The 24,014-nt window shown below is 65.2% G+C and carries 24 protein-coding genes; 18 read left to right on the forward strand and 6 right to left on the reverse strand.

Annotated features, from left to right (window positions below; genetic code table 11):
- The first annotated feature begins 130 nt into the window (after window positions 1–130).
- From RPC_RS08175 to RPC_RS08205, 7 genes are all read left to right on the forward strand, one after another.
- Window positions 131–616, forward strand: a complete 486-nt coding sequence (locus RPC_RS08175; protein ID WP_011472097.1) for a (2Fe-2S)-binding protein — start codon at window positions 131–133, stop codon at window positions 614–616.
- 43 nt (window positions 617–659) lie between these two features.
- Window positions 660–1,511 (forward strand): FAD binding domain-containing protein, encoded by an 852-nt coding sequence (locus tag RPC_RS08180; protein WP_011472098.1) that lies wholly within the window; start codon window positions 660–662, stop codon window positions 1,509–1,511.
- 6 nt (window positions 1,512–1,517) lie between these two features.
- Window positions 1,518–2,426, forward strand: coding sequence for an AAA family ATPase (locus RPC_RS08185; RefSeq protein ID WP_011472099.1), 909 nt, complete (start codon window positions 1,518–1,520; stop codon window positions 2,424–2,426).
- A gap of 144 nt (window positions 2,427–2,570) precedes the next feature.
- A complete protein-coding gene (locus RPC_RS08190; protein ID WP_011472100.1) occupies window positions 2,571–3,773 on the forward strand; it encodes a vWA domain-containing protein in 1,203 nt (400 codons plus the stop codon).
- 14 nt (window positions 3,774–3,787) lie between these two features.
- Window positions 3,788–4,111 carry an XdhC family protein gene (locus RPC_RS08195; protein ID WP_011472101.1) on the forward strand — a complete coding sequence of 108 codons (324 nt, stop codon included), beginning with the start codon at window positions 3,788–3,790 and terminating at the stop codon, window positions 4,109–4,111.
- A 2-nt stretch (window positions 4,112–4,113) separates the two neighbouring features.
- The gene (locus RPC_RS08200; RefSeq protein ID WP_011472102.1) at window positions 4,114–4,806 is read left to right on the forward strand and encodes an XdhC family protein; all 693 of its coding nucleotides are present in this window, start codon (window positions 4,114–4,116) and stop codon (window positions 4,804–4,806) included.
- The gene (locus RPC_RS08205; protein WP_011472103.1) at window positions 4,803–6,407 is read left to right on the forward strand and encodes an NTP transferase domain-containing protein; all 1,605 of its coding nucleotides are present in this window, start codon (window positions 4,803–4,805) and stop codon (window positions 6,405–6,407) included. Before RPC_RS08200 ends, RPC_RS08205 begins: the two co-directional genes overlap by 4 nt.
- Window positions 6,408–6,535: 128 nt before the next feature.
- Here RPC_RS08205 and RPC_RS08210 read toward each other — a convergent pair whose 3' ends face one another.
- A complete protein-coding gene (locus RPC_RS08210) occupies window positions 6,536–7,042 on the reverse strand; it encodes an avidin/streptavidin family protein (protein ID WP_011472104.1) in 507 nt (168 codons plus the stop codon).
- 346 nt (window positions 7,043–7,388) lie between these two features.
- Here RPC_RS08210 and RPC_RS08215 point away from each other — a divergent pair, with 346 nt between their 5' ends.
- Together RPC_RS08215 and RPC_RS08220 are read left to right on the forward strand one after the other, a co-directional pair.
- Window positions 7,389–7,775 (forward strand): DUF4189 domain-containing protein, encoded by a 387-nt coding sequence (locus RPC_RS08215; RefSeq protein WP_011472105.1) that lies wholly within the window; start codon window positions 7,389–7,391, stop codon window positions 7,773–7,775.
- A gap of 32 nt (window positions 7,776–7,807) precedes the next feature.
- The gene (locus RPC_RS08220; protein WP_011472106.1) at window positions 7,808–8,218 is read left to right on the forward strand and encodes a DUF2000 family protein; all 411 of its coding nucleotides are present in this window, start codon (window positions 7,808–7,810) and stop codon (window positions 8,216–8,218) included.
- 15 nt (window positions 8,219–8,233) lie between these two features.
- On the opposite strand, the gene RPC_RS08225 is transcribed toward RPC_RS08220, so the two are convergent.
- The 4 genes from RPC_RS08225 to RPC_RS08240 all read right to left on the reverse strand — a co-directional run bounded on the left by RPC_RS08225 (window position 8,234) and on the right by RPC_RS08240 (window position 10,723).
- Window positions 8,234–8,413 (reverse strand): hypothetical protein, encoded by a 180-nt coding sequence (locus tag RPC_RS08225; RefSeq protein ID WP_011472107.1) that lies wholly within the window; start codon window positions 8,411–8,413, stop codon window positions 8,234–8,236.
- Window positions 8,414–8,576: 163 nt separating this feature from the next.
- On the reverse strand, window positions 8,577–9,278 hold the full coding sequence (bcsS, locus tag RPC_RS08230) for a cellulose biosynthesis protein BcsS (RefSeq protein ID WP_415914811.1): 702 nt from the start codon (window positions 9,276–9,278) through the stop codon (window positions 8,577–8,579).
- Between the two features lie 155 nt (window positions 9,279–9,433).
- Window positions 9,434–9,898, reverse strand: a complete 465-nt coding sequence (locus tag RPC_RS08235) for a DUF488 domain-containing protein (protein WP_011472109.1) — start codon at window positions 9,896–9,898, stop codon at window positions 9,434–9,436.
- A 30-nt stretch (window positions 9,899–9,928) separates the two neighbouring features.
- Window positions 9,929–10,723, reverse strand: a complete 795-nt coding sequence (locus tag RPC_RS08240) for a DUF72 domain-containing protein (protein ID WP_011472110.1) — start codon at window positions 10,721–10,723, stop codon at window positions 9,929–9,931.
- 279 nt (window positions 10,724–11,002) lie between these two features.
- Here RPC_RS08240 and RPC_RS08245 point away from each other — a divergent pair, with 279 nt between their 5' ends.
- The 3 genes from RPC_RS08245 to RPC_RS08255 all read left to right on the forward strand — a co-directional run bounded on the left by RPC_RS08245 (window position 11,003) and on the right by RPC_RS08255 (window position 15,034).
- On the forward strand, window positions 11,003–12,136 hold the full coding sequence (locus tag RPC_RS08245; protein WP_011472111.1) for a glycosyltransferase: 1,134 nt from the start codon (window positions 11,003–11,005) through the stop codon (window positions 12,134–12,136).
- A gap of 7 nt (window positions 12,137–12,143) precedes the next feature.
- Entirely contained in the window at window positions 12,144–13,634 is a 1,491-nt protein-coding gene (locus RPC_RS08250) for a glycosyltransferase family 39 protein (protein WP_011472112.1), read from the forward strand.
- 182 nt (window positions 13,635–13,816) lie between these two features.
- On the forward strand, window positions 13,817–15,034 hold the full coding sequence (locus RPC_RS08255; protein WP_041802587.1) for an NAD(P)/FAD-dependent oxidoreductase: 1,218 nt from the start codon (window positions 13,817–13,819) through the stop codon (window positions 15,032–15,034).
- A 46-nt stretch (window positions 15,035–15,080) separates the two neighbouring features.
- Here the strand turns inward: RPC_RS08255 and RPC_RS08260 are convergent, their stop codons facing one another.
- Window positions 15,081–15,974 (reverse strand): sugar kinase, encoded by an 894-nt coding sequence (locus tag RPC_RS08260; protein WP_011472114.1) that lies wholly within the window; start codon window positions 15,972–15,974, stop codon window positions 15,081–15,083.
- 436 nt (window positions 15,975–16,410) lie between these two features.
- On the opposite strand from RPC_RS08260, the gene RPC_RS08265 reads away from it, so the two are divergent.
- The 6 genes from RPC_RS08265 to RPC_RS08290 all read left to right on the forward strand — a co-directional run bounded on the left by RPC_RS08265 (window position 16,411) and on the right by RPC_RS08290 (window position 24,007).
- Entirely contained in the window at window positions 16,411–17,112 is a 702-nt protein-coding gene (locus RPC_RS08265) for a TetR/AcrR family transcriptional regulator (RefSeq protein WP_011472115.1), read from the forward strand.
- A gap of 1 nt (window position 17,113) precedes the next feature.
- Entirely contained in the window at window positions 17,114–18,307 is a 1,194-nt protein-coding gene (locus RPC_RS08270; protein WP_011472116.1) for an efflux RND transporter periplasmic adaptor subunit, read from the forward strand.
- Window positions 18,308–18,464: 157 nt separating this feature from the next.
- On the forward strand, window positions 18,465–21,545 hold the full coding sequence (locus tag RPC_RS08275) for a MexW/MexI family multidrug efflux RND transporter permease subunit (protein ID WP_011472117.1): 3,081 nt from the start codon (window positions 18,465–18,467) through the stop codon (window positions 21,543–21,545).
- Window positions 21,546–21,576: 31 nt separating this feature from the next.
- On the forward strand, window positions 21,577–22,833 hold the full coding sequence (locus RPC_RS08280; protein ID WP_011472118.1) for an NAD(P)/FAD-dependent oxidoreductase: 1,257 nt from the start codon (window positions 21,577–21,579) through the stop codon (window positions 22,831–22,833).
- 109 nt (window positions 22,834–22,942) lie between these two features.
- Window positions 22,943–23,197, forward strand: a complete 255-nt coding sequence (locus tag RPC_RS08285; protein ID WP_011472119.1) for a DUF6489 family protein — start codon at window positions 22,943–22,945, stop codon at window positions 23,195–23,197.
- A gap of 21 nt (window positions 23,198–23,218) precedes the next feature.
- Window positions 23,219–24,007 (forward strand): esterase/lipase family protein, encoded by a 789-nt coding sequence (locus tag RPC_RS08290; protein ID WP_011472120.1) that lies wholly within the window; start codon window positions 23,219–23,221, stop codon window positions 24,005–24,007.
- Window positions 24,008–24,014: the final 7 nt, after the last annotated feature.

Consider the following 24,014-nt stretch of genomic DNA (forward strand, 5'->3'; position numbering starts at 1 on the left):
GCAGCAACTGGAATCGAACAAACACCTCGCAACTAGTCGAGCGACGACTCTATCGACCATAACGATCCAACCGAGCCCGTTTAATGTCGCTCTGCCGTGCAACGCGGCGGCGCGGATCAAGAGAGTGCTGATGGCGAAAATCTCCCTGATCGTGAATGGCAACCCCGTCACCGCGAATGTCGATCCGCGCACCTTGCTGGTGCAGTTTTTGCGCGAGAACCTGAAACTCACCGGCACCCATGTCGGCTGCGACACCTCGCAATGCGGCGCCTGCGTGGTGCACCTCGACGGCAAAGCGGTGAAGTCCTGTACCACGCTGGCGGTGATGGCGGACGGTCACAGCGTCACCACGATCGAGGGACTGGCCGCCGACGGCGCGCCGCTGCATCCGATGCAGGAGGCGTTTCGCGAGCACCACGGTCTGCAATGCGGGTTCTGCACCCCGGGCATGATCATGACCGCGGTCGATCTGGTGCATCGCAAGGGCCATGAGCTCTCGGACCACACCATCCGCGAAGAGCTCGAAGGCAATCTGTGCCGCTGCACCGGCTATCAGAACATCGTCGAGTCGATCGCCGCCGGAGCCAAGGCGATGGGCAATTCCGATCTGGCCTGATCAAGTCCCCTGACGTTCGTAAAGCCGATCCTGAAGGACCTCCATGTACGAATTCAAATATCATCGCCCGGCGACCGTGCGGCAGGCGGCAAATATCCTGCTCAAGAACGAGGACGCCAAGCTGATCGCCGGCGGCCACACGTTGTTGCCGGTGATGAAGCAGCGGCTCGCCGCCCCGCCGCATCTTGTCGACCTGTCGCATGTCGAGGGCCTGGACGGCATCGAGATCAAGGGCCGCTCTTTGGTGATCGGCGCCACCGCCAAGCACGCCGATGTCGCCAGTTCGGCGATCGTCGGCGAAGCGATCCCCGCGCTCGCCGAACTCGCCTCGCTGATCGGCGATCCGGCGGTGCGCCACAAGGGCACGCTCGGCGGCTCGCTCGCCAACAACGATCCGACCGCGGACTATCCGGCGGCGGTGCTGGCGCTCGGCGCTACCATCGTCACCAACAAGCGCCGGCTGAAGCCGGAAGAGTTCTTCCAGGGCCTGTTCTCGACCGCACTGGAGCCCGACGAGATCATCACCAAGGTGCAGTTCCCGATCCCGAAGAAGGCCGCCTACATCAAATTCCGCAACCAGGCCTCGCGCTACGCGCTGGTCGGCGTGTTCGTCGCCAAGCGGCCGTCCGACGTTCGCGTCACCGTGACCGGCGCCGGCTCCGAGGGCGTGTTCCGCGTCGCCAGTTTCGAGGAGGCCTTGAAGAAGCGGTTTTCGCCGAAGGCGTTGGAGGGGCTTCACGTCGACGCCGACGGCCTCAACAGCGATCTGCACGGCAGCGCGGAATATCGCGCGCATCTGATTGGCGTGCTGGCCAAGCGCGCGGTCGAAGCCGCCAACGCCAAGCCGGAGAAGGAACTGCCGGAGCCCGACCCGACCCAGCCGTCGGCGGGGTAGCACGCGATGACCACAGCCACCGCCTTGCCCGGATCCGTCGACGCCACGCTGGAGCTTCTGACCAGCCAAGGCTATCTCGCCGAGCGCCAGCTTGCCACGGTGACGTTTCTAGCGCTGCGGATGGGCCGGCCGTTGTTTCTCGAAGGCGAGGCCGGGGTCGGCAAGACCGAGGTCGCCAAGGTGCTGGCGGCAGCACTCGGCCGCAAGCTGATCCGGCTGCAATGCTACGAAGGCCTCGATATCGCTTCCGCGGTGTACGAGTGGAACAGCGCCGCGCAGATGATCGCGATCCGGCTCGCGGAAGCCGCCGGCGACACCGACCGCGAGCAGCTTTCCAGCGACATCTTCGCCGAGCGCTATCTGATCAAGCGGCCGCTGCTGCAGGCGCTGGAGCCGGACGTCAACGGCGCTCCGGTGCTGTTGATCGACGAACTCGACCGCGCCGACGAAGCGTTTGAGGCTTATCTTTTGGAAATCCTCTCGGATTTCCAGGTGACGATTCCTGAGTTCGGCACCATCAAGGCGCCGACCCCTCCGATCGTCATAGTCACCTCAAACCGCACCCGCGAAATCCACGATGCGCTGAAGCGGCGCTGCCTGTATCACTGGGTCGATTATCCCTCAGCCGAGCGCGAGTTGGCGATCGTCAAATCCCGGGTGCCGAATATTTCCGCGAACTTGTCGCAGCAGGTGGTGCGGTTCGTGCAGGCCTTGCGCGAGCAAGATTTCTACAAATCGCCCGGCGTTGCCGAGACTCTCGACTGGGCCACCGCGCTGACCGAACTCGACGCCCGCGCGCTGACCGCGCAGGTGGTCGGCGATACGCTCGGCGCGCTGTTGAAGTATCAGGACGACATCGCAAGGATGCAGGGCGACACGCTGCAGAAGGTGCTGAAGGAAGCGACGGCGGAGTGAGGATTGCTGTGATCGTCGAAGTCTGGCCGCTGGGCTGACCACAGCGGAAACGGGCTCCCTCCCCCGCAAGCGGGGGAGGGAGCAGGCTGCCAGCGTTGCGGGCGCACCGCTGCAATCGAGAACCGGGAGTCAAAGGCGAGTTGCATGACCGACATCGATCACCTCAATCCGCCCACCGGCAAGATGGCCGACAACATCGTCGGCTTCGCCCGCGCGCTACGCGCCGCCGGGCTGCCGGTCGGGCCGGGCGCGGTGATCGACGCCTTGAACGCGCTGCAGCTGATCGAGGTCGGCCATCGCGGTGATTTCTACGCCACGCTGCAGGCGATCTTCGTCAAGCGCCATGAGCATTCATTAGTGTTCGCGCAGGCCTTCGCGCTGTTCTTCCGTGCCGCCGAGGATTGGAAGCACATGCTGGATTCCATCCCGCTGCCGGACCACGCCAAGAAAAAGCCGAAGCCGGCGGCGCGCCGGGTGCAAGACGCGCTGGCGCAGCCGACCAGCCACGAGGTGCCGCAAGCGCAGGAGCAGGAATTGCGGTTATCGGTGTCCGACAAGGAAATCCTGCAGAAGAAAGACTTCGCGCAGATGAGCGCCGCGGAGATCGCGCAGGTGACCCGGGCGATCGCGCAGATGAAATTGCCGCAGGCCGAATTGCGCACGCGGCGTCACGCGCCGGATCCGCATGGCTTGCGGCTCGATTTGCGCCGAACGCTGCGCGGCAGCTTGCGCACCGGCGGCGATATCGTCGACATCCGCAAGCTCGGCCGCATCGACAAGCCGTCGCCGATCGTGGCGCTGCTCGATATCTCCGGCTCGATGAGCGAATATACGCGTCTATTCCTGCATTTCCTGCACGCCATCACCGACGCCCGCAAGCGCGTCTCGGTGTTCCTGTTCGGCACCAGGCTCACCAACGTTACCCGCGCGCTGCGCGAGCGCGATCCCGACGAGGCGCTGGCGAATTGTTCGTCGGCGGTGGAAGATTGGGCCGGCGGCACGCGGATTTCGGCGTCGCTGCACGTCTTCAACAAGCAATGGGCCCGCCGCGTGCTGGGGCAGGGCGCCATCGTGTTGCTGATTTCCGATGGGCTGGAGCGTGAGGCCGATGCCAAGCTGTCGTTCGAGATGGATCGGCTGCATCGCTCCTGCCGGCGGCTGATCTGGCTCAACCCGCTGCTGCGGTTCGGCGGCTTCGAGGCCAAGGCGCAGGGCATCAAAATGATGCTGCCGCACGTTGACGAATTCCGCCCGGTGCATAATCTGACCTCGATGCAGGCGCTGATCGCCGCGCTGTCGGCGCCGCCGCCGGTGCATCACCGCGCGCTGATCCGGTCCGCGGCCTGAAGAAAGAGTGCGCCATGCTCAATCGCGACGACGACATTCTGCAAGCCGCCGAGGACTGGCGCAATGCCGGCCATGGTGTCGCGCTCGCCACCGTGGTCGAGACCTGGGGCTCGGCGCCGCGACCGGCCGGCTCCAGCCTGGTGATCAACGACGACGGCACGTTTCTCGGCTCGGTGTCGGGCGGCTGCGTCGAGGGCGCGGTGGTCACCGAAGCGCTCGACGTGATCCTGAGCGGAGCGCCGAAGCTGTTGGAATTCGGCGTCGCCGACGAGACCGCCTGGCAGGTCGGCCTGTCCTGCGGCGGCACCATCCGGGTGTTCGTCGAGAAGGTGTCGTAGCCGTGGAGCTTGCGACGCTGACCGAACTGAACGCCGAGCGCGCCGCGCGGCGGCCGGTCATCGTGGTCACCGACATCAGGAGCGGTGAGCAGCGGTTGGTGAAGGCGGCCGAGATCGCCGCCGATCCGCTGGCTGATGCGCTCAGCAAACAATTGCGGATGGGCAAGAGCGGCGCCATCGAGGTCGACGGCAAAAAACTGTTCCTCAACGTCCATGCGCCGACCGCCAAGCTGGTCATCGTCGGCGCGGTGCATATCAGCCAGGCTTTGGCGCCGTTGGCGCGCTCGCTCGGCTACGACGTCACCGTGATCGATCCGCGCACCGCCTTTGCCAGCGCCGAACGCTTTCCCGACGTGCCGTTGGTGGCGGAGTGGCCGGAGGTGGCGCTGCCGCCGCTCAACGTCGATGCTTACACCGCCTTCGTCGCGGTGACGCACGATCCGAAGATCGACGATCCGGCGCTGCTGCATGCCTTCGCCCGCGGCTGCTTCTACATCGGCGCATTGGGGTCGCGAAAGACCCACGGCAAACGCGCCGAGCGCTTGAAGGCGCAGGGCGCCTCCGAGGCCGACATCGCGAAAATTCACGCGCCGATCGGGCTTAGCATCGGCGCGGTGTCGCCGTCGGAAATCGCAGTGGCGATCATGGCGGAGATCACCGCGACGTTGCGGCTGCCGAAAGCGAGCGCGTCGTGAAGTTCGGCCCCGTCGCACCCGTTGACGCGATCGGCGGCGTCACCGTGCACACGCTGCGCCAAGGCACGCTGGTGTTGAAGAAAGGCACGCTGATCGGCGATGCCGAAGTGGCTGCGCTCACGGCGGCCGGCGTCAAAGACATCGTCGTGGTGCAATTGGAGCAAGGCGACGTCTCCGAGGACGTCGCCGCGGCCAGCGTCGCGCAGGCGGTGGCGGGCGCAGGCGTCCATGTCGAGCGTGCCGTCACCGGCCGCGCCAATCTGTTCGCGGGGCAGGCCGGCGTGCTGGTGGTCGATCGCGATTGTGTCGATCGCATCAACCGGGTCGACGAGGCGATCACTTTCGCCACCTTGCCGGCGTTCAAGCCGGTGGTCGAGGGCGAGATGATCGCCACCGTGAAGATCATTCCGTTTGGCGTCGCCGGCAGCCTGCGCGATGCCGCGGTGACGGCGGCCGGCGGTGGCGCGCTGAAGATCGCGTCGTATCGCATCAAGCGGGTCGGCGTGGTGGCGACGCAGCTGCCTGGATTGGCGTCGAAAGTGATCGACAAGACGCTGCGGGTCACCGCCGAGCGCTTGGCGCCGGCGGGTGCGACCATCATCGCCGAGCGCCGCGTGCCGCACGATCAGGCCGCGCTGGCGGCGGCGATCCGCGAAATGCTCACGCTCAAAGCCGAGCTGGTGATCGTGTTCGGCGCCTCGGCGATCGCCGACCGCCGCGACGTCATCCCGGCGGCGATCGACCGTATCGGCGGGAGCATCGCGCATTTCGGCATGCCGGTCGATCCCGGCAATCTGTTGCTGATCGGACAAGCGCAAGGCGTGCCGGTGCTGGGTGCGCCGGGCTGCGCGCGCTCGCCGGTGGAGAATGGTTTCGACTGGGTGCTGATGCGGCTGTTGGCCGGTCTTGCTGTGACGCGCGACGACATCACCGGGCTCGGCGTCGGGGGATTGCTGATGGAGATCGTGACGCGGCCGCAGCCGCGGGTGCCGCTCGACGCCGACGGCAGCCATCAGGTCGCGGCGATCGTGCTGGCCGCTGGCCGCTCGACAAGGATGGGCGGGCCGAACAAATTATTGGCCGAACTCAACGGCACGCCGCTGGTGCGGATCGTGGTGGACCAGGCGTTGGCCTCCAAAGCCGGCGAGGTGATCGTGGTCACCGGCCATCAGGCCGACAAGGTCGAAGCCGCGCTTCGCGGGCTCAAGGTGCGTCTGGTGCACAATGCGGATTTCGCGCAAGGTCTTGCCTCCTCGGTGAAGGCCGGCATCGCCGCCGTGCCGACCGCGGCCGACGGCGCGGTGATTTGCCTCGGCGATATGCCGCTGGTCGATTCCCGGCTGCTGGATCGGCTGATCGACGCCTTCGCGCCGGATCGCGGCGCGCTGATCGCGGTGCCGGTCAGCGACGGCCGCCGCGGCAATCCGGTGCTGTGGTCGCGGCGGTTCTTCGCCGAACTGATGACGCTGGACGGCGACATCGGCGCCCGTCACCTGATCGCCAAGCACAGCGAAGCCGTGGCCGAAGTGACAGTCGACGGCGCCGGCGCGTTCCTCGACATCGACACGCCGCAGGCCTTGGAAGACGCCAGGCGGCAGTGAGTCGAACTGAGCGAGTCGAACTGAGCGAGTCGAACTGAGTGAGTCGAACTCAGTGAATCGAACTCAGTGAGGCATCAACGCGCCGTGCGGCTCAGCGCAGTACGGCGCGCGACGCAACCGCGACGATGTTATTTCTTGGTATTGGAAAGCTTCTCGCTGCCGGTCGCTGAAATTTTCGCGGCGTCAGCGCTCCCGGAAAACAGCTTCGCCTTGTCGCCGCTCGAAAAGGTGAAGGTGTCGGCGCCGGCGCTGATGCCGTTCCAAGCCACCGGCTCGGCCAGCGACAGCAGCCAAAGCCCCTGGAATCCCGCGTTACTGTTCAACTGCCCGGTCCAGACCGTGGTTGAACTGCAGCCGGCGAAATTGACCGAAAAGCTGATCGCGGAGCCGGTGTTGCCGGCCGCGAGCCAGCCGGCCGCCGCCTGCGGCTTGCCGTCGTCGCAACTGCCGGCGGCTTTGTTGGTATAGGTGCCGGTAATTGCGCCGTTGCTTTGATTGTAAGTGGTGATCGCGAGAACCGAGCCGTACTGATTGGTCCAGGTCCAACTGACTTGCGCCTGCGCTGCAGCGGACAACGTCAACCAACAGCTTGCGAATGCGATCAGTCCGAGAAACGTCTTGACGATACGGAGCATGGCAAAACTCCATCGTTGCTGGTCTGGCGACCTATAATGACTACTGATAATAAGCTACCCATAATATATATCCACCATCGTTGCAACTATCTCGTGCGCTTTCTTTCCGTTTCGACGCTGGAATGCGCTGCGCCTGGTCATCATGGGTGTCGACCTTGGCTTCGCGCAGCCGGGCCGGCTGCGATGGCAGATGCGGGACCATCTGGCAGACGCCTTGGAGCCATTCCGGGTGGTGAAGTGACAGCTATTTGACAACAACGGCATCCGCGGCCGTCGGCCGTTGTTCACCAAGTTGAAACGACCATTCCCTAGATTCCCCGGAGGCTAGCCTTCGGGGGAGGGGACGATGACGTTTTTTGACGCCGCGCGCGGGGGCGCGCTTTTGGGTGTTGTGGCGCTGCTGATCGCGCAGCTGATGCTGGTCACGCCGGCGCCGGCCGCGGGCGCATTTGCCGTCGGCAAATGCGGCGCCTATGGCCAGGCCTTCGACTATCCCGTGGAGGCCGCAGCGATCGCCGCCGCGCGCAAGCAATGCAAGGGAGATTGCACCACGTTGACCATGAGACGTGCCTGCGCCGCGCTGTCGATCGATTTGAAGAATCCCTGCGGCGCCCATGGCTACGCCGTGAAGCCGAAGATTTCATCCTCGCTCAACGAGGCCACCCGCAAATGCTACGAATTCGGCGGCAAGGAATGCGTGATCCGCGCTTGGGCCTGCGACGCCAAGGGGTGACAGCGGCGGGCGGTCGCGGCTAATCTTGGATCATGCAGTTCGATACCAAGATTGCGGTGGTGATCCGCACCGACCTCGAAGCTTGGCAAAAGCTCAATGTCGCCGCCTTCCTGACCAGCGGCATTGCCGCGGCGTTTCCGGAATGTGTCGGCGAGCCATACCAGGACGGGTCCGACACGCCGTATCTGGCGCTGATCGGACAGCCGATCCTGATTTATGGCGGCGAGCGACCTGCGTTAACTCGGGCCCTGGAGCGCGCGTTGGCGCGCGGCGTCACGCCTGCGATCTACACCGAAGACATGTTCAACACCACGCACGATGAAGCCAATCGGGCGGCTGTGCGCGCGGTGGCGCGCGGCGATCTCAACCTGGTCGGCCTCGCCATGCGCGCCGACCGCAAGGTGATCGACAAGATCGTCGACGGGCTGAAGTTTCACAAATAGCCAGCGGCCGATGTTCTACTCCGGCAGCGGTTTGGACTTCTGCTGCAGATCCTCGGCGCGATAGCCTTCCTTGGTGGCGATGTCGGTCTGGCGTTTCTCGGTCGGGGTGCGGCCGCGCGCCCGCATCAGCCCGTAGGCCAGCGCGCCGCCCAAAATGACGATCGCAATTCCCCAAATCCATTCCGGTGATGGCATCGCGCTCTCCCTCGGCCATGATGGCTCGTTGGCCTAATGCAGGGCGGCGTCGGGCGTTCCCGTTCGGCGGGTGGAACCACCGCCTCGATCGACAATCTCTGCGCGGTCGATCGTCCGACGGAAGTCATGTTCGATAGCAATCTCGCGGTCGGCTTGGTCGGGATTATTGCCGGAGCAACATGCCGATCCGGCCATAGCCGCCGCGGCGTGCAAAGCCGTCTTCCAGATAACCCGCGGCGGCGGACCATTCCAAGCCTTCGACGCGCAACCCGGTGACATGCAGGCCAACGCGATATTGCGTGCTGTAATGGTCGCTGAACGCGGAGGCTTCCGGGCCGATCCAGGCCTGGTCGAGCAGCCGCCAGCCTGCCGCGACGCGTCCGCCATAGCCGTTGCCGTTGCCGTGCGCCGTCAAGGTGAGCGAGGTGGCCAGCAGCAGTTCCGGCGTCGGCTGCCACCAGGTCTCGGCGGCAGCCTGCAGCCCGAGCCTGGTGCCGCGCAACTGATCGAACGGCGAGGTCGGATCGGCATTCTCCAGCTCCGGGCCGGCCATCAGCTTCACTTCGAACCCGCCGCGCTTGAAGCGGACGCCGCCGAGCAGCGCGCCGCGGAAGATGATGGTGCTGGTGGCGCCATAGCGTTCGAAATTACGCGACAGCAACAACCGGGCAAACACGCCGTCATTGTGGAGGCCCGCCGGCGCCCAATGCAGGCCGGCATAATTCGCGACGCTGGCGTGCCACAGGTCGACGCCGGCGAACAGCAGGAATTGCTCGGGCCGGCTGCCGCCGCTCAGCGGGTCGGCGATCGGCGCATCGATCGCGGCTTCCTGCGCGGCCACGCCGCCGGCGCTGCTGCCAATCACGACCGCAGCCACGACGCCCAGCAGCCCTACGCCGACGCCACGCAACGCACGCCCCACTCAAATCAGTCGACCCCACTTCCAATTGCAATTAGAGCGTGTAGTGCGGCGGGCGTCCAGCCACGGGACGTGAACGATCGGCGAACGTTGCGAAAGATTCAGAGCTGCGACGGCAGCAGGTTCTGCACCGTGACACCATCGCGCTGCACGATCCGCTCCGCGATCCATTGCCGGTGGCACTGGCGGTGGTCGCGCTCGTAGCACAGGATGCAGACCGGACCGGATTTCCCCACCAGCGAGGCCAGTTCGTCGAGTTGCTCCTTGGCCTGCGGCGTGGCCAGATGCGCGGAGTAGATCGCATGCAGCGCTTCGAACCGGCCGCTGCGTGCAGCCTGCCGGCCGTCCTTCGGCGTGCCGAGGTCGCGCAGGTGCAGATAACCGATGCCGCGCTCATTGAGCCCGGCGGCAAGTTGCCGCTTCGAAAACCCCGGGCGGCGCGACGCTGCGACGGCGCGGACGTCCACCAACAGCTTGACGCCGGCCTGCTGCAATTCGTCGAGCACCGCCTGCGCCGGGGTCTGCTCGTAGCCGATGGTGAACAACGGTTTGCCGGCTTTGGCCATGCGATGCCCCGAGCTTCGTTGGCCGGCAGGTCAGGTCACGCGCTTGATCAAGGCCATCGCCGCCGCCGGCGCGCGCAGCTTGGCCTCGTGGATCACATAGGCGAACACGTCGCGCGGCTGCTTTTTCGGCTTGGTCTTGTCGACGCGCGGCAGATCGGCGGGTTCGCCGCCCTTGGCCCACATTTGCAGCCGCTCGCCCCAGGCGTCGAGCGCCTTCGGCGGATAGCCGGTCTTCACCGTCTCCTGGCCTTTCTGCAGCCGGGCATAGACGAAGTCGCCGGTCAAGTCGGCTATCGCCGGATAAGTCGCATGTTCCGAGAACACCACCGGAACGCCGTGTTGCCGCAGCAGCGCGATGAACTCCGGCACGCAGAAGCTGTCGTGCCGGACCTCCACCACATGGCGCAGCGCGCGGCCTTCCAGGTGCCGCGGCAACAGATCGAGGAATCGGGCGAAATCCCCGGCGTCGAATTTCTTGGTCGGCGCGAATTGCCACAGCACCGGGCCGAGCCGGTCGCCGAGTTCGAGCACCCCGGAGCGGTAGAATCGGTCGATGCTGTCGCTGGCCTCGGCCAGCACCTTGCGGTTGGTGACGAAGCGCGGCCCCTTCAGCGAAAATACGAAACCGTCGGGCACCGCGCTGGCCCATTTGCGGAAGCTTTCTGGCTTCTGCGAGCCGTAGAAGGTTCCGTTGATTTCGATCGAGGTCAGCTGCGAGGCGGCGTAGCCGAGTTCCTTCGCCTGTGGCAGCTTCTCGGGATAAAATACCCCGCGCCACGGCGCGAAGGTCCAACCCCCGATGCCGATGTGGATTTTGCCTGCCATCGTGTTGCCCCTTGCGCAATCGCCTGACCGCCCCCATCTAGCATTTAACGGCGACGTCGATGCTTCCCAGCATCCGGCGCTGGAACGACCACAGAATAATCAGGGAGCGCCGGATGTACGCGCACCTGTTGTTCGTGGTCGTTAGCATTTTAAGGCCGATTTTATCGGCGCCTGCGGGTCCGACCACCCGATTCCCCCAACATCCCCTGCGCAAGATCTAATCCGGCAACTCTGTGGCCGCCTTGGCATCGTCCGGCGCCACAGATATATGCTGGCGCCATGAATGAAACCGTCAGACCGAGCAGCATGACCCCGCCGCACACCCAAGGTCCGCTGCAGTTGTCCGTCATCGTGCCCACTTTCAACGAGCGCGACAATGTGACCCCGCTGTTTCAGCGGCTGCAGATTGCCTTGTCCGGGATCGCCTGGGAGGCGGTGTTCGTCGACGACAACTCGCCCGACGGCACCAGCGACGTGGTGCGCGGGTTGGCCAGCGGCGATTCCCGGGCGCGTTGCATCCGCCGGATCGGCCGACGCGGGCTGTCCGGCGCCTGTATCGAGGGCATCCTGGCGTCCAGCGCGCCCTATGTGGCGGTGATCGACGCCGACCTGCAGCACGACGAGACCCAACTGGCGAAGATGCTCGGGCTGCTGCAGGCGGGCCAAGCCGATCTGGTGATCGGCAGCCGCTATATCGAAGGCGGCAGCGCCGACAGTTTCAACAAACATCGCGCCGGCGCCAGCGCGTTGGCGACCGAGGTGGCCAAGCGCGTGCTGCGGATCGACGTCGCCGATCCGATGAGCGGTTTCTTCATGATCCGGCGCGAGCGCTTCGAGCAATTGGCGCCGCAATTGTCGACCCAGGGCTTCAAGATCCTGCTCGACGTCATCGCCACCGCGCACGGCGCGCTGCGCATTGTGGAAATTCCCTATACCTTTGCCACCCGCCTGCATGGCGAGAGCAAGCTCGACTCCATGGTGATGCTGGATTTCCTCGGCCTGGTGTTGGCGAAATTCACCAACGACATCGTCTCGCTGCGCTTCCTGTTGTTCGCGATGGTCGGCTCGATCGGCCTGTTGGTGCATTTCGCCGGGCTGTACGTCGTGCTCGAACTGCTGGACGTGCCGTTCGCCGAGGCACAGGGCATCGCCGCGCTGCTCGCCATGACCAGCAACTTCCTGCTCAACAATTTCCTGACCTATCGCGACCAGCGGCTGAAGGGCGCGCGCATCCTGCGCGGGCTGTTGCTGTTCTATCTGGTGTGCAGCGTCGGCCTGCTCGCCAATGTCGGCGTCGCCTTCTCGGTCTACAACCAGCAGCCGATCTGGTGGCTGGCGGGGGCGGCCGGCGCGCTGATGGGCGTGGTGTGGAACTACGCGATGTCCGGGCTGTTCGTCTGGCGAAAGCGATGACCCGGCGATGACCGAGCAGCGACTGGCGCGGCTCACCGCGCTGACTGTGGTCGGCTTGGTGGCGCTGCGGCTATTCGTCGGCGCGGTCACGCCGCTGACCTTCGACGAAGCCTATTACTGGATGTGGTCGAAGCATCTGGCGGGGGGCTATTACGACCATCCGCCGATGGTGGCGGTGGTGATCCGGCTCGGCACCCTGATCGCCGGCGACACCGAGTTCGGCGTCCGGCTGGTTTCGATCCTGCTCGGACTGCCGATGAGCTGGGCGGTGTTTCGTTCCGCCGAAATGCTGTTTGACGACCGCCGCGTCGCCGCGACCGCGACCGTGATGTTCAACGCCACGCTGATGGCGGCCGCCGGCACCACCATCGTCACCCCGGATGCGCCGCTCTTGGTCGCCTCGAGCTTCGTGCTGTACGGCCTCGCCAAGGTGCTTTCGACCGGGCGCGGCGCGTGGTGGCTCGGCGTCGGCGCAGCGGTCGGCGCGGCGCTGTTATCAAAATACACCGCGATGTTTTTTGGCCCGGTGATCTTGATCTGGCTGGTCGCGGTGCCTCAGCTGCGGCACTGGCTGCGATCGCCTTGGCCTTACCTCGGCGGTCTGATCGCGCTCTTGATGTTCGCGCCGGTGATCGTCTGGAACGCCGATCACCAGTGGGTGTCGTTCATCAAGCAACTCGGGCGCGCCCGGATCGAAAGCTTCAGGCCGGGCTACCTCGCCGAATTGCTGCCGACGCAGTTCGCGCTGGCGACGCCGCTGGTGTTCGTGCTCGGCGGCTACGGGCTCTATGCGCTGTGGCGCCGCGGCAGCGGGGCGCCGGCGTCGCGCGCGCTGCTCAATGCCACGGTCTGGATCATCACCGGCTATTTCGCCTGGCACGCCTTCCACGCAAGGGTCGAGGCCAATTGGCTGAGCCCGATCTATCCGGCCTTCGCGATCGCCGCCGCGGTTGCGGTGCATCGCGTCGATTGGCGGCCGCTGACGCGGCGTGTGGTCGCGTTCTGCGCGCGCTGGGCGGCGCCGACCGGGGTGGCTCTGTTCGCGATCGCCGCGGTGCAGGCCAATACCGGCCTGCTGACCGGTTTTCGCCGCGACGCCACGGTGCGCACGGTCGGCGTCGGCGTGGTGCAAATGGCCGCCGAGATCGAAGCGGTGCGGGCGCGCGTCGGCGCCGGCTGCGTGCTGGCCGACGACTATGGCAACACGGCGTGGCTCGCCTTCTATCTGCCGAAGGCGACATGCGTGGCGCAACGCACCCAGCGGATGCGCTGGGTCAACGCCCCGGAGCCGGATCCCGGCTTGCTCTCCGGCAAGCTGTTGCTGGTGGGGGAGACCAACGCCGCCGAGTTGCCGGATTTGAAGGCGGCGTTTGCCCGAATCGAAAAGGTCGGCGAGGTCGTGCGCCGCCGCGGACCGCTGGTGATCGAGGTGGTGGAGTTGGACCTGCTGGAGGGCGCCCGGGGCGAGGTGTTGGATCGCCAGCCGCCACCTTATTGAATGCCGCGTGAGCGGCGCCGGCGGGCCGCCGTCGGTACTTTAGTCTAATCTCGCAGATCGCCGCCGGCGGCGAAAAGCTCACAATCGGGCCGGGTTTGTGCTAGAGGCAGGCCGCTTCTGTTCGCCCGTCACACGCTGTTCACACAGCCAGAAATTCGCACCCTAACAACATGAGTATGACGATGACCGGACCGGTCTTGATCGTGGGAGCCGGACACGCCGGCTTTCAAGTCGCCGTATCGCTGCGCCAGGCCAAATTCGCCGGCCGCATCGTGCTGATCAACGACGAGAAACATCTGCCTTATCAACGCCCGCCGTTGTCGAAAGCCTATCTGAAGGGCGAGGGCGCGCCGGACTCGCTGATGTTCCGGCCGGAAAAATTCTTCACCGAGCAAAATATCGAGCTGGTCTCCGATCGCGTCGTCTCGATCGATCGTGCGGCGCGCAAACTGCTGCTCGGCTCCGGCAATTCGCTGGACTATGGCCACCTGGTGCTGGCCACCGGCGCGCGCAACCGGCTGCTCGACGTGCCCAATGCGACGCTCGAGGACGTGCTGTATCTGCGCACGATGGACGAAAGCGAATTGGTGCGGCAGCGGATGCCGCTGCGCAAGCACGCGGTAGTGATCGGCGCCGGCTTCATCGGGCTGGAATTCGCCGCCACCGCGCGCTCGAAGGGACTCGAAGTCGACGTGCTCGAACTGGCGCCGCGGGTGATGTCGCGCGCGGTGACCCCGGAGATTTCCGCCTACTTCCACGATCGCCACACCGCGGCCGGCATCCGCATCCATTACGGCGTCCGCGCCACTGAAATCGAGGCTACCGACGGCAAAGTCAGCGGCGTCAGCCTCTCAGACGGCCGCCGGATCGAGGCCGACCTCGTGGTGGTCGGTGTCGGCGTCATTCCCAATGTCGAACTCGCCGCCGCGGCCGAACTGCCTACCGCGTCCGGCGTGATCGTCAACGAGCAGCTGTTGACCGCCGACCCGAACGTCTCGGCGATTGGCGATTGCGCGCTGTTCGCCAGCGAACGGTTCGGCGAGTTGATGCGGCTGGAGTCGGTGCAGAACGCCACCGACCAGGCGCGCTGCGTCGCCGCGCGATTGACCGGCGACGCCAAGACCTATGATGGCTATCCGTGGTTCTGGAGCGACCAGGGCGACGACAAGCTGCAGATCGCCGGGCTCACCGCCGGGTTCGACCAGGTGGTGGTGCGCGGCAGCGTCGCCGAGCGGTCGTTCTCGGCGTTCTGCTACAAGGACGGCAAGCTGATCGGCATCGAATCGGTCAACCGCGCCGCCGACCACGTGTTCGGCCGCAAGATGCTGCCGACCGGCCGCTCGATCACGCCGGAGCAGGCGGTCGATCTCAGCTTCGACCTGAAAAAAGCGCTGGCCTGAGCGCCGGCAGGCGAGCCTCTGCCGCAGGGCAGAGGCTCCGCCGCGGTTACGCCGTGGCGGCGAACTCCTGCTGGACCACGTCGATGTCGGCCAACGTCGGCAGCCCGGCCTCGTTGCCGAGATGCTGGATCTTGAAGGTTGCCGCCGCCTGCGCGAAGTGGAAATGCTCGTTCCAGCTCCATGACGGGTGGCTGAGATACGAGTAGATATAGGCGCCGTGAAACACGTCGCCGGCGCCGTTGGTGTCGAGCACCCGGGCGTGCGGCACCTTGAAAGCCGGCAGCGTGCGGGTCTGGCGGGTTTCGTCGAACCACAATAGGCCGCGCTCGCCTCGGGTGACGCCGCCGATCTTGCAGCCGCGGTCCTTCAGATAGTCCAGCATCGCCTCCGGGCTGAGATTCATCTGCTCGCAGAGCCGCTCGGCGACGATCGCGACGTCGATGAATTCCAACAGCTCATGGGTGTTGGAGCGCAACCCGCCGCCGTCGAGCGAGGTCAGGATGCCGGCCTCGCGGCACAGCTGGGCGTAATGGATCGCGGCATCGGGCTGATGGCCATCGACATGTAGTGCGCGGCAGCCGCCGAGGTTGAGCACCGGATAAGGATGAATATGCTCGTCGTCGCGGCAGCGCACGATGGCGCGCTTGCCGTCCTTCGGCATGATGAACGACAGCGACGAGGTCTTCACCTTGCGCGGGTGCACCGAGATACCGTACTTCGCCGTCATGTCCTGAAACATCCGGCCGAGCCAGTCATTCGCGACGGTGGCGATCACGTCCGGCTCGATGCCGAGTTTGGCGCAGCAGAACGCCGCGGTCACCGCATTGCCGCCGAACGACACCGCATAGTCGGAGGCTACGTGCTTTTCGTCTCCTGTCGGCATGTGATCGGTGATGAAGGTGACGTCGATATAGGTTTGTCCGATAAAAAGAGCCTGCATAACTGTTCCGGATTGGTGTGGGTGACTTCGGCCCCTGAGGACTGACGGCGATTGCGTCTTTTACACTACCACTGGTTACGTTCGTATATCGCTGAAATTTTCCGCAGCGCGCGATTGAGGCTGCTGCAGCGGGTCACATGGGAAGCCGTATACTAGTAAATAGGCGAGCCATGTCGGGTTGGGTCGGCGCTCACCGAGGCCGCGCCACGGCGTCTCGACCTCTCGGAGACCCGGCCGGCGGCAGCTTTGTCGCCGGGGCTCATGCTGCGCAGTGTCAGCTACGGAATGCAACCGCGCCCACGCGGCTTTCCTGGCGCGCGGGCGTCGTCACCAAACCGTAAACCGCCGGTCGCAAACGCCCTCCATGATCGATCACATCTTAGTGCGCCGCAGCATTCGGCTTGACACCATCTAAGGTGAGTGCTTACTCACGACGATGAGCACGTTGCGAATGACGAGTGATTTGCGCCGGGAGTTGATCCTGAGCGCGGCGAAGCGCTGTTTCGCCCGCCACGGCTTCGCCGGAACCACCACCAAGAGCGTCGCGGCGGCGGCGTCGATTTCCGAAGGATTGCTGTTCAAGCATTTCCCGAGCAAATCGGCGCTTTATGCCGAAATCCTGGCGGAGGAATGCGAGGCGGCGCCGGCGATGCATGGCCTGCTCGGCCTGGAGCCGTCGACGCAAACCCTGGTCGTTCTGGTTCGCGGCATGGTGGCGCATTTTCTGCATGTCAGCGAAGTGCCCGACCAGGAAGATGCCCAACGGTTAAGACTGATGATGAGCAGTCAGCTGGATGACGGCGAATTCGCGCGGCTTCTTTACCAGAAAGTAGGAGCTTTGATAGGACCAGTGTTCACGGCTTCTCTCGATCGCGCGGTGCTGTCGGGCGAGGCATCGCGGGTAGGGCGCGAGCCGTTGAACCTGTTCTGGTTCGCCCACCACACCGTTTTGATGGCGGGGCTTTCGAGGTTGCCGACGACGCCGTGTCTCTCCTACGACGACGCCATCGATCTCGAGCGGCAGATATGTGAATTCATCCTGCGCGGCATTGGACTGAACGAAGCGGCGATCGCCGCGCATATGGATCGTGACATGCCGGTGAGCGAAACGCGACCGGCACCGGCAGAAAGTGCATGACATGACGATTGCAGCAGACTCGCCAAATTCGGCGCGAGCCCTCGAGGAAAAACCGCGCCCGCGTCCGGTACGGATGACCCGTTGGTTCATCATCGTAGGCGTCTTGCTGGCGCTTTTGGTCGGCGGCATCGTCGGCTTCAACGCGTTTCGCAATCACATGATTGCGCAGTTCTTCGCCAACAATAAGCCGCCGCCGACCAGCGTCACCGTGGCCGAAGCCAAGTCCCAGGTGATCCCGAATCTGCTGATCGCGGTCGGCGACCTCGCCGCCGTGCATCAGGTCAACGTCACCTCCGACGTCAACGGCCGGATCACCGACATCATGTTCACCGCCGGCGCCGTCGTGAAGGCGGGCAGCCCGCTGGTGCAATTGTTCGACGAACCCGACCGCGCCGACCTCGCCAGCTTCAAGGCGCAGGCCACCGTCGCGCAACTGTCGCTCGACCGCGCCAAGCAATTGGCGGCGCGCCAGTTCGGGCCGCAGGCCACGGTGGATTCGGCGCAGGCCGCGTTCGACCAAGCCAATGCCGGCATTGCCAAGACCGAGGCGATCATTTCGCAGAAGCTGGTGCGCGCGCCGTTCGACGGCGTGCTCGGCGTCCGCCATGCCGAAGTCGGCCAATTTCTCACCGCCGGCACCCAGATCGTGACGCTGACCGATCTGTCGGCGGTCTATGCCAACTTCACCGTCACCGAGAAGGATTCCGGCACGCTCAAGGTCGGGCAGGTGGTGCGCGTCGCGGTCGATGCCTATCCGGGCAAGGTGTTCGAGGGCAAGATCACCACCATCGAACCGCAGATCAACACCGACACCCGCAACATCCGGGTGCAGGCCACGATCCAGAACCCCGACCACATCCTGAAGCCCGGCATGTTCGCCACCACCACGGTGGTGCTGCCGGACAAGCCGGCGGTGATCACCGTTCCGGAGACCGCGGTCGACTACACGCTGTATGGCGACGCGGTGTATCTGATCACGCCGAAGAAGGCCGAGGACGACACCGAGAGCCTGACCGCGGTGCGCACCTTCGTCCGCACCGGCGATCGGTCGAACGGCCAGGCGGTGATCCAGAGCGGGCTGAAGCCCGGCGACCGCGTGGTCGCGGTCGGCCAATTGAAGCTGCAATCCGGCGCCGCAGTAGCGATTTCGACGGATCCGGCGCCGCCGATTCCGGCGACGACGCCGCGGAACTAACTCCGGCCGGACCAGGCCGATCGCCTGGTCCGGTCTCGATCACGCCACATGAGATCAATTCTGGTCCCGGTCAGCGGGAACCGGAGTCCCAAGACGATGCTGCGTCGCCGGGCCGACCGATCCCGGTTCAACCGATGACGCTCAAGGAGCACCAGCGATGGCCATCACCGATATCTTCATCAAGCGGCCGGTGCTGTCGCTCGTGGTCAGCCTGCTGATCCTGCTGATCGGCTTCAAGGCGGCGACCAGCCTGCCGATCCGGCAATATCCGAAGCTGTCGAACACCGTGGTGACCATCACCACCACCTATCCGGGCGCCTCGCCCGAACTGATGCAGGGCTTCATCACCACGCCGATCGAGCAGGCGGTGGCCGCCGCCGAAGGCGTCGACTACATGACCTCGTCCTCGACCCAGGGCCAGAGCCTGATCTCGGTCTACATCAAGCTCAACGTCGACCCGAACCAGGCGCTGACCGAGGTGCTGTCCAAGGTCAATTCGGTCAAGTACCTGATCCCGAAGGAAGCCAACGACCCGGTGATCCTGAAATCCACCGGCCAGACCACCGCGGTGATGTATATCGGCTTCGCCAGCGAGGAACTGTCTGGCTCGGCGATCTCCGACTACCTCACCCGCGTGGTGCAGCCGATCATGTCGACGGTCGACGGCGTCGCCTCGGCAGATATTCTCGGCGGCCAGACCTTCGCGATGCGGATCTGGCTCGATCCGGTGCGGATGGCGGGACGCGGGGTGTCGCCCGACGATATCTCCGCGGCGATCCGCGCCAACAACTTCCAGTCTGCTGCGGGCCAGACCAAGGGCTATTTCATCGTCTCCAACGTCACCGCCAACACCGACCTGCAGAACGTCGAGCAGTTCAAGCGGATGACGGTGAAGGCCAAGGACGGCGGCTTCGTGCGAATGGAGGACGTCGCCACCGTCGAGCTCAGCGCGCAGAGCACCGACGCCAGCGTCGCCTTCTCGGGCGAGCACGCGATCTTCATCGGCGTGCAGGCCACGCCGCAGGGCAACCCGCTCAACATCGTCACCGGGGTGCGCAAGCTGTTCCCGGAGATCGAACGCAACCTGCCGCCGTCACTGAAGATGAAGGTGGCCTACGATTCCACCAAGTTCATTCGTTCCTCGATCGACGAGGTGGAGAAGACGCTGATCGAGGCGATCGGCATCGTCGTGGTGGTGATCTTCCTGTTCCTGGCCTCGTTCCGCTCGGTGATCATCCCGGTCGTCACCATTCCGCTGTCGCTGATCGGCGTCTGCAGCCTGATGATGGTGATGGGATTCAGCATCAATCTGCTGACGCTGTTGGCGATGGTGCTGGCGATCGGCCTGGTGGTCGACGACGCCATCGTGGTGGTGGAGAACATCCATCGCCATCTGGAGGAGGGCAAGAGTCCAGTCCAGGCCTCGTTGCAGGGCGCCCGTGAGATCGTCGGCCCGGTGATTTCGATGACGATCACGTTGGCGGCGGTGTACGCGCCGATCGGTTTCCTCGGCGGGCTGACCGGCTCGCTGTTCCGCGAATTCGCCTTCACGTTGGCCGGCTCGGTGATCGTATCCGGCGTGATCGCGCTGACGCTGTCGCCGATGATGTGCTCGGTGCTGCTGCGGCCGCACGATCAGAGCTGGTTCGGCAAGAAGGTCGACGCGGTGTTCAGCGCCTGCACGCGCTGGTACGGCCGCCAGCTCGACCGCTCGCTGGACTATCGTCCGGTCACCGCGCTGTTCGCGGTGGCGATCCTGTTCTTGGTCGGCTTTCTGTACCAGAACACGTCCAAGGAACTCGCCCCCGAAGAGGATCAGGGCATCCTGTTCGCGGTCGTCAAGGCGCCGAAATACGCCAACATCGACTACACCGATTTCTACGGCGACAAGCTCGACAAGGTGTTCGCGAAATATCCGGAGACCGATCTGCGCTTCGTGATCAACGGCACCGCGGGTCCCAGCAACGGCATCGCCGGCATGCTGCTGAAGCCGTGGGACGAGCGCACCCGCTCGTCGACCAAGCTGAAGCCGTTGGTGCAGGCCGACCTCAGCAAGATCGAGGGCGTCAGCGCCTTCGCCTTCAACCTGCCGGCGCTGCCGGGCGGGCCGGGCGGTCTGCCGATCCAGATGGTGATCAATTCCACCAACGGATTCCAGTCGGTCTATGAGGAAATGGTCAAGCTGAAGAACGCCGCGCGCAAGAGCGGGTTGTTCATCGTCGCCGACAGCGATCTCGATTTCAACCAACCGGTGGTCCGGGTCAAGATCAACCGCACCAAGGCCAACGATCTCGGCATCACCATGTCGCAGATCGGCAATACGCTGGCGACGCTGCTCGGCGGCAACTACACCAACCGCTTCAACCTCGAAGGCCGGTCCTATCAGGTGATTCCGCAGGTGCCGCGCGCGCTGCGGCTGTCGCCGGATTCGCTGGCGAATTACTACGTGCCCACCGCCACCGGCCAGCAGGTGCCGCTGTCGACGCTGGTGTCGATCGAGACCGCGACCGACCCGAACGCGCTGACGCATTACAACCAGCTGAATTCGGCGACCTTCCAGGCGGTGCCGATGCCCGGCGTCACCGTCGGCCAGGCGGTCGACTTCCTGGAAGCGCAGGCCAAGAACCTGCCGTCCGGCTTCGGCCACGACTATCTGGCGGACGCCCGGCAATACGTCCAGGAAGGCAACCAGCTGGCCATCACCATGGGCTTCGCGCTGATCATCATTTTCCTGGTGCTGGCGGCGCAGTTCGAAAGCCTGCGCGATCCTCTGGTGATCCTGATCAGCGTGCCGATGGCGATTTCGGGCGCGCTGATCCCGTTGTTCTTCGGCGTCGCCACCATCAATATCTACACCCAGGTCGGACTGCTGACGCTGATCGGCCTGATCAGCAAGCACGGCATCCTGATGGTGGAGTTTGCCCGCGAATTGCAGCTCAACGAAGGGCTCGACAAGCGCTCGGCGATCGAGATGGCGGCCCGCGTCAGGCTGCGACCGATCCTGATGACGACGGCGGCGATGGTCACCGGCTTGCTGCCGCTGCTGACCGCGTCGGGCGCCGGCGCCGCCAGCCGGTTCTCGATCGGCCTCGTGGTGGTGTCGGGGATGTCGATCGGCACGCTGTTCACGCTGTTCGTGCTGCCGGCGGTGTATGTCGCGATCGGTACCGATCACCGCGCGCAGGCTGAATCCGACCGCAACAAGGAAATCGCCGAGCTCGGACTGAGCCCGACCTGATGGGCGCCGTCCGCCGTCGGCGGGGAATGTGATGACTGAGCGTAAAGTTGATGTTTTGGTGCTCGGCGCCGGCGTTGTCGGCGTCAGCGCGGCGCTGCATCTGCAGCAGCGCGGCCGCGACGTGGTGCTGGTCGACAAGCACGACCAGGCCGGCGAGGAGACCAGTTACGGCAATGCCGGGCTGATCGAATGCGCCTCGGTGTTCCCCTACATCTTCCCGCGCGATCTGCGCCACTTCCTGCGCTATTCGCTGAACCGCTCCACCGACGTGCACTACCAATTATCCGGTCTGCCGGACTATCTGCTGTGGCTGATCCGCTATTTCCTGGCGTCGTCGCCGCAACGGTCGCTGCACAGCGCGATGGCGGCGTTGCCGTTGATCCGGCGCAGCCTCACCGAGCATGAAGCCTTGATCGAGCAGGCCGGCGTGCCGCAGCTGTTGCGCCGCACCGGCTGGACCAAACTGTTCCGCTCCGAGGCCTCGATGGCGCGCAGCCTCACCGAGCTGGAGCGCGCGCGTGCGTTCGGCGTCGACGGCGAGGTGCTCGACGCCAAGGCCATCGCCCAGCGCGAGCCCAATCTATCCGGCCCGTTTGCAGGCGCTATTCATTGGCCGGAGCCGGGCTTCATTCCCGACCCCGGTGCGCTGGTGAAAGCCTACGCCGCGCTGTTCCAACGCAACGGCGGGCGGTTCAGTCACGGCGACGCGCGCCTGCTCGAGCAAGACGGCGCGCTGTGGCGGCTGGCGTTGGCCGACGGCTCCAGCGTCGCCGCGCGCGAGGTGGTGGTGGCGCTCGGGCCGTGGTCGGACCTGGTGTTCCGCAAGCTCGGTTATCGCATCCCGCTCGGCGTCAAGCGCGGCTATCACCAGCATTTCGTGCCGCGCGGCAACGCCGTGCTCGGGCATCCGGTGCTGGACTCCGACCGCGGCTATCTGCTGGCGCCGATGAACAAGGGCATTCGCCTCACTACCGGCGCGGAGTTCGCGCGCCGCGACGCGCCGCCGTCGCCGGTGCAGATCGAACGCGCGACGCCGCTCGCGCGTGAACTGTTTCCGCTTGGCGAAGCGATCGAGGCCACACCGTGGATGGGCGCGCGGCCGTGCCTGCCCGACATGCTGCCGGTGTTGGGCCCTGCGCCGCGGCATCCCGGATTGTGGTTCGACTTCGGCCATCAGCATCACGGCCTGACGCTCGGCCCCGCCACCGGCCGCTTGCTGGCGGAAATGATCACCGGCGAGCAGCCGTTTGCCGACCCGAAGCCGTTTTCGGTCGAGCGGTTCGGCTGATCTGCCGTGCATCTCAGACCGCTTGCATCCCACCGGTTGTCGCGGCGATACTGCGCGCGCCGTTCAGCCCGGTTCGGCGGGGCGGCGATCAAAGCAGTCAGGAGCGAATATGAAAGTCAATGTCGAGATCGATTGCACGCCATTGGAAGCCCGGCAGTTCTTCGGTCTCCCCGACGTGCAGCCGATGCAGGTTGCCGTGATGGATAAGCTGCAGCAACAGATGACGGCCAACATCGACAAGGTCTCGCCCGAGGCGCTGATGCAGAGCTGGTTCACCTTCGATCCCAAGCTCGCCGAGCGGTTTCAAGACATGTTCGTAACGATGACCGGCCTTGGCGGCAGCATGACCAAGGACAAGAAGTAGCAGCGAGGTTCACCTGGCTCGATGCCCGATCCCGCGCCGTCGACGCCGCCGCTTCGTCCGCCCAGCCTCGGGCTGTTGCTGGCCGAGGCCCGCAGCCTGCTCGAGCTGAACGCCAGCCTGCTGCTGGCGCCGCTGTTGATGCAGGCGCCGAAGGGTGATGGCCATCCGGTGCTGGTGCTGCCCGGACTGTTGGCGAGCGATCTGTCCACAGCGCTGCTGCGCCGCTTCTTGAAACATCTCGGCTATCACAGCTTCGCCTGGGGGCTCGGCCGCAACATCGGCGGCGTCTATGGGATGCGCGCCAAGCTCGACGAACGGCTGCGCCGGATCCACGATCTCACCGGCCGCAAGGTCAGCCTGGTCGGCTGGAGCCTCGGCGGCGTCTATGCGCGCGATCTCGCGCTGCACCGGCCGGAACTGGTACGCAACGTCATCACGCTCGGCAGCCCGTTCGCGCGTGATCTCACCGCCACCAATGGCCGGTGGGTCTACGAAAGACTGTCCGGCGAGAGCCTCGACAATGTCGCGGCGGCGGATCTGCAGGCGCTGGCCGGCGCGCTGCCGGTGCCGACCACCTCGATCTATTCGCGCGGCGACGGCATCGTGAACTGGCGCACCAGCGTGCTGCAGCCGTCGGCCACCGCGGAAAACATCGAGGTCTGTCTCGCCAGCCACATCGGGCTCACGGTGAATGCGGCGGTGCTGTGGGCGGTCGCCGACCGGCTGGCGCAGCCGGAGGGCACGTTCCGGCCGTTCGAGCGCGGCGGTCCGTTCGCCATCGCCTATGCGCGGCCACAGCCGGCCAAGTAATCGCGCA

Source organism: Rhodopseudomonas palustris BisB18, assembly GCF_000013745.1.
Taxonomy (GTDB): domain Bacteria; phylum Pseudomonadota; class Alphaproteobacteria; order Rhizobiales; family Xanthobacteraceae; genus Rhodopseudomonas_A; species Rhodopseudomonas_A palustris_F.

Excerpts from the sequence above, each read along its gene's own strand:
- RPC_RS08240 (WP_011472110.1), bottom strand. The coding sequence starts at position 10,723 with ATGGCAGGCAAAATCCACATCGGCATCGGGGGTTGGACCTTCGCGCCG.
- RPC_RS08245 (WP_011472111.1), top strand. The coding sequence starts at position 11,003 with ATGAATGAAACCGTCAGACCGAGCAGCATGACCCCGCCGCACACCCAA.
- RPC_RS08225 (WP_011472107.1), bottom strand. The coding sequence starts at position 8,413 with ATGCCATCACCGGAATGGATTTGGGGAATTGCGATCGTCATTTTGGGC.
- RPC_RS08190 (WP_011472100.1), top strand. The coding sequence starts at position 2,571 with ATGACCGACATCGATCACCTCAATCCGCCCACCGGCAAGATGGCCGAC.
- RPC_RS08185 (WP_011472099.1), top strand. The coding sequence starts at position 1,518 with ATGACCACAGCCACCGCCTTGCCCGGATCCGTCGACGCCACGCTGGAG.
- RPC_RS08175 (WP_011472097.1), top strand. The coding sequence starts at position 131 with ATGGCGAAAATCTCCCTGATCGTGAATGGCAACCCCGTCACCGCGAAT.
- RPC_RS08220 (WP_011472106.1), top strand. The coding sequence starts at position 7,808 with ATGCAGTTCGATACCAAGATTGCGGTGGTGATCCGCACCGACCTCGAA.
- RPC_RS08290 (WP_011472120.1), top strand. The coding sequence starts at position 23,219 with ATGCCCGATCCCGCGCCGTCGACGCCGCCGCTTCGTCCGCCCAGCCTC.
- RPC_RS08285 (WP_011472119.1), top strand. The coding sequence starts at position 22,943 with ATGAAAGTCAATGTCGAGATCGATTGCACGCCATTGGAAGCCCGGCAG.
- RPC_RS08265 (WP_011472115.1), top strand. The coding sequence starts at position 16,411 with ATGAGCACGTTGCGAATGACGAGTGATTTGCGCCGGGAGTTGATCCTG.
- RPC_RS08270 (WP_011472116.1), top strand. The coding sequence starts at position 17,114 with ATGACGATTGCAGCAGACTCGCCAAATTCGGCGCGAGCCCTCGAGGAA.
- RPC_RS08215 (WP_011472105.1), top strand. The coding sequence starts at position 7,389 with ATGACGTTTTTTGACGCCGCGCGCGGGGGCGCGCTTTTGGGTGTTGTG.
- RPC_RS08250 (WP_011472112.1), top strand. The coding sequence starts at position 12,144 with ATGACCGAGCAGCGACTGGCGCGGCTCACCGCGCTGACTGTGGTCGGC.
- RPC_RS08210 (WP_011472104.1), bottom strand. The coding sequence starts at position 7,042 with ATGCTCCGTATCGTCAAGACGTTTCTCGGACTGATCGCATTCGCAAGC.
- RPC_RS08180 (WP_011472098.1), top strand. The coding sequence starts at position 660 with ATGTACGAATTCAAATATCATCGCCCGGCGACCGTGCGGCAGGCGGCA.
- RPC_RS08195 (WP_011472101.1), top strand. The coding sequence starts at position 3,788 with ATGCTCAATCGCGACGACGACATTCTGCAAGCCGCCGAGGACTGGCGC.
- RPC_RS08280 (WP_011472118.1), top strand. The coding sequence starts at position 21,577 with ATGACTGAGCGTAAAGTTGATGTTTTGGTGCTCGGCGCCGGCGTTGTC.
- RPC_RS08275 (WP_011472117.1), top strand. The coding sequence starts at position 18,465 with ATGGCCATCACCGATATCTTCATCAAGCGGCCGGTGCTGTCGCTCGTG.
- RPC_RS08260 (WP_011472114.1), bottom strand. The coding sequence starts at position 15,974 with ATGCAGGCTCTTTTTATCGGACAAACCTATATCGACGTCACCTTCATC.
- RPC_RS08255 (WP_041802587.1), top strand. The coding sequence starts at position 13,817 with ATGACCGGACCGGTCTTGATCGTGGGAGCCGGACACGCCGGCTTTCAA.
- RPC_RS08235 (WP_011472109.1), bottom strand. The coding sequence starts at position 9,898 with ATGGCCAAAGCCGGCAAACCGTTGTTCACCATCGGCTACGAGCAGACC.